Annotated in this window: 11 protein-coding genes; 4 read left to right on the top strand and 7 right to left on the bottom strand. The window is 59.1% G+C overall.

The genetic code is table 11. The features are described from left to right. The first annotated feature begins 84 nt into the window (after positions 1 to 84). The 4 genes from BA177_RS09560 to BA177_RS09545 are packed head-to-tail and all read left to right on the top strand — an operon-like array spanning position 85 to position 8554. The gene (locus BA177_RS09560; RefSeq protein WP_068615731.1) at positions 85 to 1296 is read left to right on the top strand and encodes a CaiB/BaiF CoA transferase family protein; all 1212 of its coding nucleotides are present in this window, start codon (positions 85 to 87) and stop codon (positions 1294 to 1296) included. A 34-nt stretch (positions 1297 to 1330) separates the two neighbouring features. After that, entirely contained in the window at positions 1331 to 2548 is a 1218-nt protein-coding gene (locus BA177_RS09555; RefSeq protein ID WP_068615729.1) for an aminotransferase class I/II-fold pyridoxal phosphate-dependent enzyme, read from the top strand. A gap of 2 nt (positions 2549 to 2550) precedes the next feature. Next, positions 2551 to 5166, top strand: a complete 2616-nt coding sequence (locus BA177_RS09550; protein WP_068615728.1) for a PD-(D/E)XK nuclease family protein — start codon at positions 2551 to 2553, stop codon at positions 5164 to 5166. Beyond that, positions 5156 to 8554 (top strand): UvrD-helicase domain-containing protein, encoded by a 3399-nt coding sequence (locus BA177_RS09545; RefSeq protein ID WP_068615726.1) that lies wholly within the window; start codon positions 5156 to 5158, stop codon positions 8552 to 8554. Before BA177_RS09550 ends, BA177_RS09545 begins: the two co-directional genes overlap by 11 nt. Here BA177_RS09545 and BA177_RS09540 read toward each other — a convergent pair. The 7 genes from BA177_RS09540 to gspH are packed head-to-tail and all read right to left on the bottom strand — an operon-like array spanning position 8549 to position 13640. Further along, a complete protein-coding gene (locus BA177_RS09540) occupies positions 8549 to 9286 on the bottom strand; it encodes a type II secretion system protein N (protein WP_068615723.1) in 738 nt (245 codons plus the stop codon). The genes BA177_RS09545 and BA177_RS09540 overlap by 6 nt on opposite strands. A 1-nt stretch (position 9287) precedes the next feature. Further along, positions 9288 to 9773, bottom strand: a complete 486-nt coding sequence (gene gspM, locus BA177_RS09535; RefSeq protein WP_068615722.1) for a type II secretion system protein GspM — start codon at positions 9771 to 9773, stop codon at positions 9288 to 9290. Further along, positions 9770 to 11044, bottom strand: coding sequence for a type II secretion system protein GspL (gene gspL / locus BA177_RS09530; RefSeq protein WP_068615720.1), 1275 nt, complete (start codon positions 11042 to 11044; stop codon positions 9770 to 9772). The genes gspM and gspL overlap by 4 nt, the downstream gene beginning before the upstream one ends. Before the next feature lie 17 nt (positions 11045 to 11061). Continuing rightward, positions 11062 to 11997 carry a type II secretion system minor pseudopilin GspK gene (gene gspK / locus BA177_RS09525; RefSeq protein ID WP_068615718.1) on the bottom strand — a complete coding sequence of 312 codons (936 nt, stop codon included), beginning with the start codon at positions 11995 to 11997 and terminating at the stop codon, positions 11062 to 11064. Next, positions 11994 to 12611, bottom strand: a complete 618-nt coding sequence (gene gspJ / locus BA177_RS09520) for a type II secretion system minor pseudopilin GspJ (protein WP_068615716.1) — start codon at positions 12609 to 12611, stop codon at positions 11994 to 11996. Before gspJ ends, gspK begins: the two co-directional genes overlap by 4 nt. Then, entirely contained in the window at positions 12608 to 13072 is a 465-nt protein-coding gene (gspI, locus tag BA177_RS09515; RefSeq protein ID WP_068615714.1) for a type II secretion system minor pseudopilin GspI, read from the bottom strand. Before gspI ends, gspJ begins: the two co-directional genes overlap by 4 nt. After that, positions 13059 to 13640 carry a type II secretion system minor pseudopilin GspH gene (gspH, locus tag BA177_RS09510; RefSeq protein WP_068615712.1) on the bottom strand — a complete coding sequence of 194 codons (582 nt, stop codon included), beginning with the start codon at positions 13638 to 13640 and terminating at the stop codon, positions 13059 to 13061. Before gspH ends, gspI begins: the two co-directional genes overlap by 14 nt. Between the last annotated feature and the right edge of the window lie 14 nt (positions 13641 to 13654).

Here is a 13654-nt window from a genome sequence, read left to right as displayed (position 1 = left end):
TGCAATCGCGAACAGACCAACCCTTGCGCTTGCTGGTGGGGAATTCGACAATCGGCGACCCTCTGCCAATACGGATTCGTTGCGATGCAAGGACCGCTACAGGACATCAAAGTACTGGACCTTTCCCGGGTCCTGGCCGGGCCCTGGGCCAGTCAGCTGCTGGCCGACTACGGTGCGGAAGTCATCAAAGTAGAGCAGCCGGGTCGCGGCGATGACACGCGCCAGTGGGGGCCTCCCTGGTTACGCGCCGACGATGGCAGCGACACCGCTGAATCAGCCTATTTTCTGGCGACCAATCGCAACAAGAAGTCGATCACGGTGAATATTGCCGATGCTGCTGGTCAGCAATTGATTCGCGAGTTGGTAGCGCAAAGTGATGTCGTGCTCGAGAATTTCCGGGTGGGCTCACTGGTGCGCTACGGGCTCGATGCAGCCACCCTGCTGAGTGACTATCCGACGTTAATTTACTGTTCGATATCGGCCTACGGGCAAGACAGTCAGCGCGCCGCTGAGCCCGGCTACGACGCGATGATTCAGGCTTCGGCTGGTTTGATGAGTCTGACCGGCGACGCGCACGGCGAACCACAGAAAACCGGCGTCGCGGTCGCCGACATCATGGCTGGTATGTATGCCGTCAGCGGCATACTCGCCGCATTGCACGCTCGTGAGCGAACCGGTGCCGGCCAACACATCGATGTGCCGTTGTTTGACAGTCAGGTAGCGTGGCTGGCGAACCAGGCGATGAATTACCTGGTTGGCGAAGAAGTACCGATGCGCCACGGGAATGCGCATCCCAACATTGTTCCGTATCAATCGTTCAAGACGGCGGACGGCTATTTGATGCTGGCGGTCGGGAACGATCGGCAGTTTGCTGATTGTGTCGAAGCTCTGGGGCTGGCTCATCTGGCCCAGGATGCGCGCTTTAGCGGCAATAGCAGCCGCGTCAAGTACCGTGACGAGCTGGTGGCGGAGTTGGCGACGAAAATGCGGACGGCGTCGACCGCGGACTGGCTGCAGAAATTTCGAGACCGTGGCGTACCCAGTGGCCCGATCAACGATCTCGCACAGGTATTTTCCGATCCTCAGACCATTGAACGGGGACTGGTACATTCGTTGCCGCACCCGTCGGCCGGTTCCGTGCCAAGTGTCGCGAATCCAGTAAGGTTTTCGGCGACGCCAACCCGCATGCACTGTGCGCCACCGTTGCTCGGTGAGCACACCGATGACGTATTGACCCAAGCGTTGGGCTACAGCCCAGAGAAAATCGCCGCGTTGCGAGCTGCCGGTACTATATGATGCGGAGCGTTAATAACTGCACTGAAACGAACGAATGAAACCATTAACAGTGGCTACCAGCGATGCGCTGTCCGACGTCAAATACGAAATACGCGGCCAACTGGCACATCGTGCGCTGGAACTGGAAAAACGCGGCTACGAAATTATTTCGCTGAATATCGGCAATCCAGGACTCTACGGCTACCGGACGCCGGAAACCATGCGCCTGGCCATGATCGAGAATCTCGGTGCAGCGGAGCCTTACAGTCATCAGAAAGGCATATTCCCGGCGCGTGAAGCCGTGGTCATGCAGCAGCAGAATCGCGGCATCCAGAACATCAGTGCGGATGACGTGTTCATCGGCAACGGGGTTAGCGAACTGATCGATCTCTCGTTGCGGGCCATGCTCAACCCTTGCGACGAAGTACTGGTTCCCAGCCCGGATTACCCGTTGTGGTCAGCTGCGGTGACGTTGAACGGCGGCAAGGCTGTGCACTATCCATGTCCTCCGGATGCCGAGTTTCAGCCGGACCTGGCAGCCCTCGAGGGTTTGGTGACTGCACGTTGCCGCGCCATCGTGGTTATTAATCCGAACAATCCGTCCGGCGCCGTCTACAGCCGTGCAGTTCTGCGCGGCCTCGTGGAGTTCGCTGAGCGGCACGGGCTTGTGATTCTGGCTGATGAGATCTATGACCAGATGACCTACGACGGCGCGGAGTTTGTGCCGCTGGCAACGATGGTCCGCAATTCGCTGTGCCTGACGTATTCCGGCCTGTCCAAAATCTACCGTGCCTGCGGTTACCGCGTGGGCTGGTGTGTATTTGGTGGCGATTTGGAGCGGGGTAGTCAGCTCGCACATGCCATGGAACTGCTGGCCGCACTGCGGCTTTGCAGTAACGTGCCCGGGCAATGGGCAGTTCAAACCGCACTGGGAGGATTCCAGAGTATTCGCGAACTGGTTGAACCCGGCGGTCGTTTGTATCAATCCCGGCAGGCGATCATTGATTGCGTTGCGGCGAGTCCGTACCTGGAAATGGTGCCTCCCAAAGGAGCGATGTACGCGTTCATTCGTCTGGCCGAGTCAGTGTCCAGGGAATTGACGGATCGCGAATTTGCACGTCGATTGCTGGAAGATCACCACGTGCTGATCGCGCCCGGCAGCAGCTTCAATACGACCTACAGCGATCATTTTCGAATTACCACATTGCCGGACGTCGATACCCTGCACACCGTATTCGAGCGAATCGACAGTCTGTTGGCACAGTCGGCCTGAGCATGACGAGCGGCTACCCATGGCTGGCGGACGCTGTCAGCGTCAACGCGACGGTCATTACTGCCAGCCGACGACTCGCGCGCGAACTGCAAGCCGCGTTTGAGCAGGAACAACGCCGCGCCGGTTACCGTAGCTGGCCGACGCCGCACATCGAGGCGATTACAGATTGGCTCGCAACGGCGCTGGATGGCGCGGAACAACAAGGCCTGCAGCGGCTGATAGATCCGGCGGCCAGTGGCCTGCTGTGGGAGCGGTGCCTCGGTGAGACCAGTCGTCAGGACTTACTGAGTACGGCGGGCGTTCTGCGGCATGCGCGGCAGGCCTGGCAGCGCGTGCACGACTGGCGAATACCAGTCGACACGGTAACCGCTGCGGCGAGCAGTCGTGACGAGCACTGGTTTGTCCGCGCGGCGTCCGCTTACCAGAATTTTCTGCGGGCGGGAGGCTGGATCGATCAGGCGCAGCTGACGGAATACTGTGCCGACGTTCTGCAGGGGGCGCAGTTAGCGCCCGGCAAACAAATTTACCTGGCAGGCTTCGACCGATTGACGCCGGTGCAGCGTTATCTCTTCGAGCAGTTGGCGGCGGTCAACATCGAAACGCTCGAGGTTCCGGTTTCGACCAGAGTCGCGACACGACGTTACCGATCCTACGCGAACGAGGATGCCCAATGGCGCGCAGCCGGCCGTTGGGCTCGCGACCAGTTGCAGCGTGATCCGAAAGCGCGCATTGCCGTAATTGTGCCGAATCTCGAACAAGATGCCGCGGCCATCGCGCGTAAAGTCAGGGAAGGTTTCGCCGCCGGCTGGCAATTGGCTGGCTCGACTTACCGCTCGGCCGTAAACGTTTCATACGGTCAGCGTTTGTCAGCCTTTCCCGCCATTGTTGCTGCGGAGAAAGCGCTCCGGTTTGCGGCAAACGGATTGCGAGGTCCAGACATCAGCTTGCTCCTGCGCTCACCGTTTTTCGGCCAGGAAGACATGCCCGGGCGTTGCCGGCTTGAAACTCAGCTCCGCTCTCTGGTCGACAGGCAGTGGCAGCCGGGAAACCTTTTGAACGCACTGAATGACACAGCACCAGCGACTGACGGCGCAGTGTGGCGAGAACGGATGCAGTTGCTGGTTGATGTCGTGAACCAGCAAGACGAACAATTGGCACCGGCAATCTGGGCGGAGCGCATCGATGCTTTGCTGAGCAGCCTGGGCTGGCCCGGCATTCAGCAGTCGGACAGTGAAGAATTTCAGCTCATCAACCGCTGGCGTCAGTTGTTGAATGAATTCGCCCGGCTTGGCAGCGTACGGTCAGTACCTACCTTCCGCGAAGCCGTCGGCTACCTGTTCCAGATGGCGGGCGAAACGCTTTATCAGCCGGAAACCCCGGCCGGTGGCTTAAGTCTTATCGGCCTGCTCGAATCTGCCGGATTGGAGTTTGATCATGTCTGGGTGGGCAACATGGACGCGAGCCGCTGGCCTTCGGCCGGGCAACCGCTGGCCTTGTTAAGCCGGCAGTTGCAACGCGACACCGGTATGCCCGACGCGACGCCGGCCGATACGCTGGCTTTTGCGGAGCGTACGCTTGATCGACTTGGCAAGTCGACCGCTCAGTTGTTGTACAGCTGGTCTCGAAGTGACGGTGATACGGAGCTGCAACCCTCACCGCTGCTTCAGCTTGATGCAAACTCTGCGGTCGAAACAGATGCCGGGGATCCGGGCTGGTTTGCGTGCAGCATGGCGGGTCGCGCCAAGCTGGACATGCTGCACCCTGATTCAGCGCCACCGGTCCTGCCGGATGAAAAAATTCGCGGTGGCGCCTATACCGTGCAACGCATGCAGGAGGAGCCGTTCTCGGCGTTTGTCGCCGGACGTTTGGCAGCCAATACGCTGGAGCCGTACCAGGCGGGTCTCACGCCTCGCCTGAGGGGGATTGCCTTGCACGATGCGTTGTACCGCTTGCTGCTGGACAAACCGTCGCGCAGCCAGTTGCAAGGCTGGACCGCTGCGCAGCGCGAGGAGCGCAGCGAGCGCGCAGCGTGGTTGGCACTGACCGACATCGGCAAACAGGCGGACGATATTCTGCGTTTGATCCTGCAGTTCGAGAAACGTCGCCTGCAACAGATACTTCTGCGCTTTCTGGACGAAGAATGTGCCCGTGATGACTTCAGCATCGACGCGCTTGAAGAGCGCCTGCAATTGAAACACGGGGCTGTCGTTCTGAATATGCGTATCGACCGGATTGATCGGCTTGCAGACCAGAGTCTTCTGGTCATTGATTACAAGTCGGGTACACGCAAGACCTTCATGAATGCAAAAAAGGGCGTACCGGCCAATGTGCAGTTGTCAGTGTATGCGCGGACACTTGCTGCGCCGATCGGAGGCCTTGCACTGATCAATCTGGACAGTCGTGAAATCAGCTATCAGGGGGAAGGCGCAGGCGTGCCGTTCGGCAAGATCAAAGCAGAAGACTGGCCGCAGGCCCTGGCATCGTGGTGCGCGGATGTGGATGCACTCCTGGTTCGCTTTGCAGCGGGTGAGACCGGGGTAAACGGCAATCAGTCCGCCGATGACGGGCGACCGCTTGCACTACTGAGCCGAATCGAAGAGTTACGTCGTGAAGACTAACGTCGATCTGCTGACTGCTGACCATCAGGCCCGCGCCGATGCAGTCGATGTAACACGGTCCTTTATCGTGCAGGCACCCGCAGGATCGGGCAAAACTGAATTGTTGATCCAGCGCTACCTGTTTCTGTTGGCAACGGTGTCCGAGCCAGAGGAAGTGGTTGCAATCACCTTTACCAACAAGGCGGCGGCGGAGATGCGGCACCGGGTCGCGCATGCGCTCGAACGTGCGGCTGATGGCGAGACAGGCGACGCGGAACACGAACAGCGGACGCTGAGCGCGGCTGCGCGCATTCTGCAACGTGATCGCAAATACAACTGGCGATTACGGGAGTCACCCCGGCGCATGCGCATCATGACGATGGACGCGTTTTGCGCCTCAGTCACGCGCATGTTGCCGGTCAGTTCCCACCTTGGTGGCTCGATGAGCACCGTTGCTGATGCGCAGATGAAACGTTTGTATTCAGATGCGGCGATTGCGACGTTGGACTGGCTGCCGCTTGGCGATGCACGTGCGGCCAAACTCGAACGCGTACTGCGGCATCTCGACAATAACGTTGGTGACTACGTTAGTTACCTGGCGAAGATGCTGGCCAAGCGCGATCAATGGATCCCGTTCACTGGCCCTGGCGCAACGGATAATGCCGACCAGGTTCGCGCTGCACTGGAGGCAACAATCGATGACCAGGTGCGAGCCCATCTACACATCGTAAGGAAAGTATTTTTCGAGCTGGGCACGCAACAGCACCGCGAGCTGTTGCGTTATGCGGGCAAGAATCTGCAGGAAAAATCCGGCGCAGAACACGCCCTAGCTGAACTTGATGTCGTCGCCTGGCCTGAGGCGACCAGCGACAACGTCGACCTCTGGCGCGCGATTGCGTCGGTACTGCTGAAGCTGGATGGCGACATCCGGGTATCGGTGGATGTTCGCAGCGGCTTCCCCGCGAAAGACGACGGCGAAAAGACCGCATTCAAGGAGTGGCTGCTGGTCTTGCAGGAGCAGCGCGGGCTCAAAGAACAGCTGGCAACCGTTCAGCTCTTGCCGGACGCGACTTACCGGGACGAGCAATGGCAAGTCATGCTGGCGTTGTTTGATGTCTTGCCGTTGGCAGTCGCCGAATTGCAGCGACTGTTCGCCGAACGAGGAGTCAACGATCACGTCGAAGTGGCACAGGCGGCAAGCAAAGCATTAGGCAATGCCGACGAGCCGGGTGAACTGTCGATGTTGCTCGACTACCGGATCAGCCACTTGCTGGTTGATGAAATGCAGGATACCTCCATCAGCCAGTACCAGTTGTTGTCGAAATTGACGGCAGGCTGGGAGCCAGGCGATGGACGCACATTATTTTGTGTGGGCGACCCCATGCAGTCTGTGTATCGCTTCCGGGATGCCGAAGTTGGCCAGTTTATCGCTGCGAGAAAGCACGGTATCGGCACCTTGAATCTGGATTCGCTGATTTTACGCCAGAATTTTCGCTCGGGTGCCGAGTTGGTGGCCTGGTTCAACACGACGTTCGAACGGGTTCTACCCCGGGAAGACGATGTCGCAACCGGCGCAATTTCCTACTCCCCTTCGGTGCCGGTCGAATCGCGTGCCGGGGAGGGCATCGTCGAGATTCACCCGCTCATCGAGGCGGGTATGGAGGAAGAGGCCGCTTGTTCAGCGAGCGTCATCGAGTCCTGTCTGCGCAAGAACAGCGATCACAATGTGGCGGTTCTGGTACGCAGTCGGAGTCAGTTACCGAAGTTGCTCGATATTTTGCGGCGCAAGAACATTAGTTGCCAGGCAATCGAGATTGATCGCCTGACCGATTTGCCGGAAGTCATCGATCTGCTGGCATTGACCCGTGCACTATGTCACGAAGGCGACCGGATCGCCTGGCTGGCAATGCTCCGCGCGCCCTGGGTTGGGCTCTCCTGGAGCGATATTCACGCATTGGTTAAAAATGACAGCAGGTCGACGGTAAGTGAGTTGTGCAGCGACGGCGAGCGGCTGCTCGCCTTGAGTCCCGACGGCCGGTCGCGGTTGCAACGATTCCTGCGGTCGCTGGAGCCATTCGCCGTCGCACACGGAACCCGCAGTCTGCGCGAACGAATAGAGCGTGCCTGGTTAACGTTCGGTGGTCCCGCCTGTTTGCAGAGTCCGGAACAAGTGGAGAATGCCTATCGCTATCTGGATGTCATCGGCAAGCTGGAGCTGGGTGGCACGATTCAGGACATTGCGACACTGGAGCAACAACTCGACGAGGAACGGGTTTCGTCGCACGGTGATGAACACACGCGTGTGCAGGTGATGACCATGCACAAGGCAAAAGGATTGCAGTTCGATCACGTGGTCCTGCACGGCTTGGGACGAACAACCGGTGGGAGCAACAAGGACGTTTTGGCATGGCTGCCTGTCACGGCTGAAGACGGTGCCAGTGGCATGATCATCAGCCCGCTGGGGCCGCGCACGGCGGTTGAAAAGGACCCTTTGCATCGCTTCATAGAGCAGTCGGCAAGAGAAAGCGATCGGCTGGAACTTGATCGACTGTTGTACGTGGCGTGTACCCGAGCTATCCATTCTTTGCACCTGGTGGGCAGTGTTGGCACGCGCAAGAAAGGCGCGGAATTGGGTGCTCCCTTTCGCGAGAGTTTGCTGTACCGTTTGTGGCCATTGGTGGAACAGCATTATGAAGCGGCGTTCGCCGCAGGCGCCGGTGAAGACACTGCCGCAGTGTTCGAAACCGACGAACCGGTATTCATGGCCGCTGAAATTCGCCGCATGGAGCAACCCTGGCAAGTTCCCTCGATACCGGAACCGCCGCCGGCAGTGGTCGTTCGGCCAACGAGTGACGCGCGTGAGGTGGATTATTACTGGGTTGGCAGTGCAGCCCGGCATGCCGGAACCATTGTGCACCGCTGGTTACAGAAAATGGCGGATGGCAGTCTGGCCAACGATGGCTTGCCAGCGGATCTCGACGCGGTCAGCGGTCGTTGGGCACGGTCACTTGGCGTGCCTGACAATGACCTCAAGGGGGTACTGGATCGGGTCCGTCTTGCTGTTGAATCCGCTTTGAACGACGAACAGGGTCGCTGGCTGCTGTCCGGCGCAGGCTACTCGGAACTTCGGCTTGGCGGTGTGCACGACGGGGAGGTCGTCAATATCGTTATTGACCGGGTGCGGGTCGCTGAAGACGGCGTGCACTGGCTGGTCGACTACAAGACCAGCACCCACGAAGGCGGTAATTTAAGCGGCTTCCTCGAGCAGGAAGTGGCCCGCTACTTGCCGCAATTGCGACTCTATCGTGCCATATACAGCGGGATTACAGACGCGGAACTCAGGACCGCTTTGTACTTCCCCTTGTTACAGAAGTTTATCGAAGTCGACGCGCAGCATGGCGAGTCATAAGGAACCTTCCGTGCGGAACTCGCGTAAACCGCGGGCATCGGGGCTGCCGAGGAAACGCAGTTGCTCAACGATGGCCGGCGTCGCGGTCGCCGTAGGACCGACCTGGCCGAGCAGGGTGTAGCTGCGGTCCGGATTGAGTTGCAAAGTGGCCGCAACTTTCAGCATGCCGCTGACGTCCTGAACACTGCCGAGTACCCCGGTGTCCGTGTTCTGAAATTCGACCTGGAAATTACCGAGAGGCGCCGGTGCCAGCGCGCGTAACACCAGGTTGGACAGTCCCGCCTGACCGGCTGCGTGTGTTGGCCAGCCATCCGCAAGTCGAATCTCAGCCATCTGCAGGCTGATATCCCCACTTATGCCATCGACCCGTACCACGTTTTGCAATGCTTGCAGCGGCAATGCGGCGTTGAGCGCTGAAACCCTGACAGTGCCCCCCAGACTCACTGCCACTGTCGCATCAAGAAAGCCACCAACCGGTTCGGCCTGCAGCGCATATGCGAGGCTGCCGGTGAACAACGCGAACGGGCGCATGCTCCAGCGCAGATTCTGCAAGTACATACCGTCAATGAAGGCTTCATTGGCTGCACCGTTCCAAACGGTACCCTCGATACCTGCCAGTTGCAGCGCATCCGGTGATACCCAATGATGTATTACCCTGGCAGGCAACAAGGTAAACAGGCCGAGCAGAAAAACGCTGCCACCCGTGATCAGCAACCGTTTCCAGCTTGTCATCTCAGGGGCGTTCCAAAGTCAGTGAGGCGTTTATGCGCCCGGGGTTACTGTTGTTATTCTGGGAAAAGCTCGCGGCCTGGACATGCAATCCATACTGCGTGCTCAGGTCACCGAGCCACAGTACCAGGTCGTCAAACGCAACATTCTCGAACTCGACCCGAATGCCGCTGTTGTTGGTAGGCTGGCTGCGTTGCAGAGCGGAGTACAGATTGCGGCTGCGCAAGGTATCGTCGACGATGACGACCAGCGACTTGTTTTGACCCGCGTTCGCGCTGGCAGTATTGCTGCCGGACATCAGGCGACCACGCAATGGACGTAGTTCCTGCAGAGAACTCTGCCAATTGGCGATTCGGTTTGTCAGGTCCTTCTCGCCGCGATCAAGTGGCTGCCAAAACACAAACCAGTAAATCGCAAAGACGATAAATACTGCGGCCGTTGCAACCATGACCCGCTCGCGGGGTTGCAGAGAGTTGAACCACGCGTTCATGGCGTTAGCGCCTGAATCTGGATGCGGCTGTTAACCCGTTCGCCGACCTGATCGGTTGATTGAATGCGCGCCTGGAAGCGTCCTTCCTGGTCGATACGCTGGCGTATGCTGTCCAGTACTGAAACACTGGCAGCGTTAATTCGGATGTCCGCAACGCCGCCGCGAAAACTGACAGCTTCGATGCTGGCGTCAATGTCGCCGCGCACGGCTTTACTCAATTGCTCCAACGCCTGCAATAAAACCGGCGGCGTGCCACCGCCGCCGCCGGCACGGGCACGCAGGCTCGACACCAGGCGCACCGGGTCGTCAACATTTTGTGCGCCCGGCACGATTTGCTGGTACTCGGCCAAAAATTGATTGTTCAAGGCTGTCTCTTCCCGTTGCAATGCCAGGTAGTTGACGCCTTTTGCGACACTGCCAAGGACGAGGAGGGCCAGAAGCAGCGCAGCCGCGTATCGCCAGGGTGCAAGCAGGCCAGCGTATTCGCTTTTCGGCCCGTAACTGCCTTGCAGAAGGTTCACGCCAACCCCGGTCGCCGTGGTAGCGGCAAGTCGGGGCAGTGCACCGTCGGGCAGCAGCTTGACGTCCAGGCTACCCAGCTCGTGTCGCAGCGCTATCCAGTCGTGCTTGAAGCGTTCGTCATCAGCCGCTTCACAATAAATCAGTACGTGCGCGCGAGCGGGTGTGGTGTCTTCGTCTTCTGCGGGTGCCGGAGTGTCGCTGTCCTGCAAAGCGCCAATGGCCAGCAATGCATCGCCGGGCGTCATGTCCTGCAGGACACAAACCGTTTCGTCGCCATCGTTCAACAGGATCTGATCGTCTTCCAGTAACAGACTGAGCGTCCCCGGTATGCGCGCCAGGCCGTATTGTTCCGCGATAATTTTTGCCGGTTCGATACCCGCCGAGCGGAGCCGGTCGAGCCATTCATCCAGGCGTTCGCGACTGACGGCGGCTACAGGGACCCGATCATTCTCCAGACGAGCGCCGGCTGCAAAATGGAGATTATCGACATCGTCCGCCAGAGTTTCTTCCAGCGCATAGGGCAAGGCGGCCTGCAATCGGTTCCCTTTGACGGGGATGCTGGCCGTGGTCGTCAGAACTTCCGTACCGGGCACGAGAACCAGCACCCGCCGGTCGCGCACATCGATTCTGGCTTCTGCGAGCGAGCCGGTCACAGGCGGCCCCAGGCGGCTGCCTTCGGAGTCGACCGCGATCCAGTCGGCGGGTTGCTCCGGGTCGGCCTTTAGCCGGATTACCAAAAACTCAGCCATGACGGTATGCAGGACTCCTAGGTTGTTCCAAAGCTGCGTGAGACAGGGGCTACATCGCCACGCGCGGTACGCAATAACAGGCTGTACATAGTGACACGCACGGTACCAATCCGGACTACCACCTTCAATTGAAAATAGCGGCTCGAATCGCCGATTGCCGGCAACATCTCCGGTGTAATGATCGGCCTGAACGTATCCTCAACGTCGGCAAAGCCAGCCGCTTCCCGTTCGGAGATCAAACGCTCGACATCTGACACGGAGATGTTCTCACCGAGCGACTGTAGCACCGCCGGCGTTGCGGTATTTGCATTGATCGTGGTTTTTCCGGGTAAAGCGGAAACGTGCGGAAGCAGGGTATCGAGCGTTGCTTTGTCCATGCCGTCAAGTGCGGCCAGTTCCGAGGTGCTGGTCAGTAATTGGTTCGCGGATCGGTAAGGCGGTACCTTGCTGCTGTAGATCGGGTCTTCGGCACCATCGGGAAACGAGGCATCCAGATCGGTATCGAGCCAGTCCACTGCGACGCCGGCAAATCGCGGGTCCAGCGACAGTGATTGCAACAGGCGTCGAAACTGTTCGAGCGCCTGTTCATCGACCTCACCGTTCGATCCAATCAGGTTGTTGATATTAAAGCGCCCCTGCAGGTCTTCTACAGCGCCAAATACCTCACCGTCATCGATTGGCAAGCCTGGCAGTTCACTGGCCCAGATCTCGCCGAGGTGATCGGTTTCCGTGTCTTCCAGGTCTTGCCGCAGAATACTGCTGACCCAACTCTCCGCGCCCAGCGCAACCTGCACGGCCTGATCGCGCGCCAGCAAGGCCATCGTTCTGCGCACGTCGAGTGCGTTGTCCCACGCTAAATTGGCGGCAATGATCCCGGCCAATGCCACGATCAGCATCGCGGTTATCAGCGCGACACCTCGTTGCCGGAAGCCACGCGGGCGGTGGGCGATCACGGTGCCACCTCTATCAGGCGGCTGATTTCGCCTTCGTTTATCAGGCTCAGAACGACTTCCACTGCGCGGGGACGCTGCCGGAGATCGGGGGCCGCGCCCTGCAGTTGCGGCGGCCATTGATCGGACCATTCGCCGTTGCCCATCAGGTAGCGCACGGCGATGCTGTCGATGCCGTCGAGCAGGGTCACAATGACGGGTTCGTTGCTGTAGGTCCGGTCAAGTACGTGCCAGTAGTAGCGGCGTAATTCTTCGCCTTCGACAACGTAAGCGACGCGTTGCAGGGTGCCGCGCGGCAATACGTTGGGATTGCTCCAGCCAGCACGGGTGAGTTCCAGCGCGACGCCGGTAAGACCGTCTGCTTCGAGCGCAGGGCTGTAGGTATCAGCCAGGTCTTTACGTATGGGCCGTGGGGCGAGCTGCGTGAAGTCCTGATCCAGCTGGCGCATCGTTCGCTGAATTGATTGCAGCCGACCCATCCGGTCACTCAGAATTTCAGAACTCGCGATAGTCCGGCCCAGAGCGCCATAAGCCAGAGCTGACATCAAAGCAAAAACCGCCATCGCGACCAGCACTTCTACCAGCGTAAAGCCCGAATTGCGCGCAGGCAGCCTCATTGCCTGTCTCCGCTGTCGTCAGCATCAGCATCCGGGTCGGCCGATAGCCCGATACTGTTCCAGGCGGCGTTCGCCAGCCCCGGTTGAACCGGTTCACCTACAAAGCCTGTGACTGTGCGAATTTGCTCGGCGGTTTCCGCCAGGGATACCGCGACATCAACCCGATACAGGTTTTCAACGCCGGTTTCCGACACGGTTGCGGTCCACAGCCATTCGCGCCCGGCATACACGATGTCGCCTTCCGTTTCTGAAACTTCGGGAACGACATTCGCGAGTCGCATTTCGGCAATCTTGTTTTGCGCGATCCAGCTTGCGTAAGTGCGTTGCTGCACCGTGATAGCCGCGTCGGCCATTTGGCTGATGGCGGCACTAACGGTCGTCAATGACAAGGCGACAATCGCGAGTGCGACCATAACTTCGATCAGGGTGAAACCCTGTTGCCGCCGCCTAGCGTTCATCATCTATAGCGTCGGCTACTTCGACATTGCCTTCAGCGGTGACCGTAACTGCAAATTCACGACGGTCACTTTCCCGCAATACACTTAACTGAAATGGACTCAGTTCGCCGCTCGACAGGATCAGCGCATGCGGCGTATAGGTGGGTTCGCGGGTATTAATGCTGTCGGTTTTGTCGTTGTTGGTCTCGGCCGGTTGTTCGTTCAACTGCACGCGGCGGCCTTCTATAGCCAGCTCCAGGTGCAACGATTCGGGCAATACTCGGGTCTTGAGCAGGTCATCGCCGACAATCTCGTTCCACTGCCCGAGATAAGGGTCGTACTCGACGAAGCGATAGCTGTTGCGCATGAACTCGAGACCCAGGTCCCGGCCCTGAAACAGAGCTTCATCTGATGCCAGCGCTATCAGCGACGACAGGCGTTTCGCTTCCTGCTGCAATTCACGGTCGTCGCGCACCAGGGTTGTCGACATCAAAACAACGGCGCTGATGATGCCGACGATGACAACAACGACCAGTACTTCGATAAGGGTGAAGCCGCGGCAGCGGCTGTTGGGTCTGGCGAGCAGCGCCATGGCTGACACGGCTG

The organism is Woeseia oceani, from assembly GCF_001677435.1.
In the GTDB taxonomy this organism is placed as follows: domain Bacteria; phylum Pseudomonadota; class Gammaproteobacteria; order Steroidobacterales; family Woeseiaceae; genus Woeseia; species Woeseia oceani.
This window is presented reverse-complemented; position numbering and strand designations above follow the sequence as displayed.

Bases quoted from the DNA above. Each gene is read 5' to 3' on its own strand.
- gspH (WP_068615712.1), bottom strand. From the start codon at position 13,640: ATGGCGCTGCTCGCCAGACCCAACAGCCGCTGCCGCGGCTTCACCCTT.
- BA177_RS09560 (WP_068615731.1), top strand. From the start codon at position 85: ATGCAAGGACCGCTACAGGACATCAAAGTACTGGACCTTTCCCGGGTC.
- gspM (WP_068615722.1), bottom strand. From the start codon at position 9,773: ATGAACGCGTGGTTCAACTCTCTGCAACCCCGCGAGCGGGTCATGGTT.
- gspJ (WP_068615716.1), bottom strand. From the start codon at position 12,611: ATGAGGCTGCCTGCGCGCAATTCGGGCTTTACGCTGGTAGAAGTGCTG.
- gspI (WP_068615714.1), bottom strand. From the start codon at position 13,072: ATGATGAACGCTAGGCGGCGGCAACAGGGTTTCACCCTGATCGAAGTT.
- BA177_RS09550 (WP_068615728.1), top strand. From the start codon at position 2,551: ATGACGAGCGGCTACCCATGGCTGGCGGACGCTGTCAGCGTCAACGCG.
- gspL (WP_068615720.1), bottom strand. From the start codon at position 11,044: ATGGCTGAGTTTTTGGTAATCCGGCTAAAGGCCGACCCGGAGCAACCC.
- BA177_RS09540 (WP_068615723.1), bottom strand. From the start codon at position 9,286: ATGACAAGCTGGAAACGGTTGCTGATCACGGGTGGCAGCGTTTTTCTG.
- BA177_RS09555 (WP_068615729.1), top strand. From the start codon at position 1,331: ATGAAACCATTAACAGTGGCTACCAGCGATGCGCTGTCCGACGTCAAA.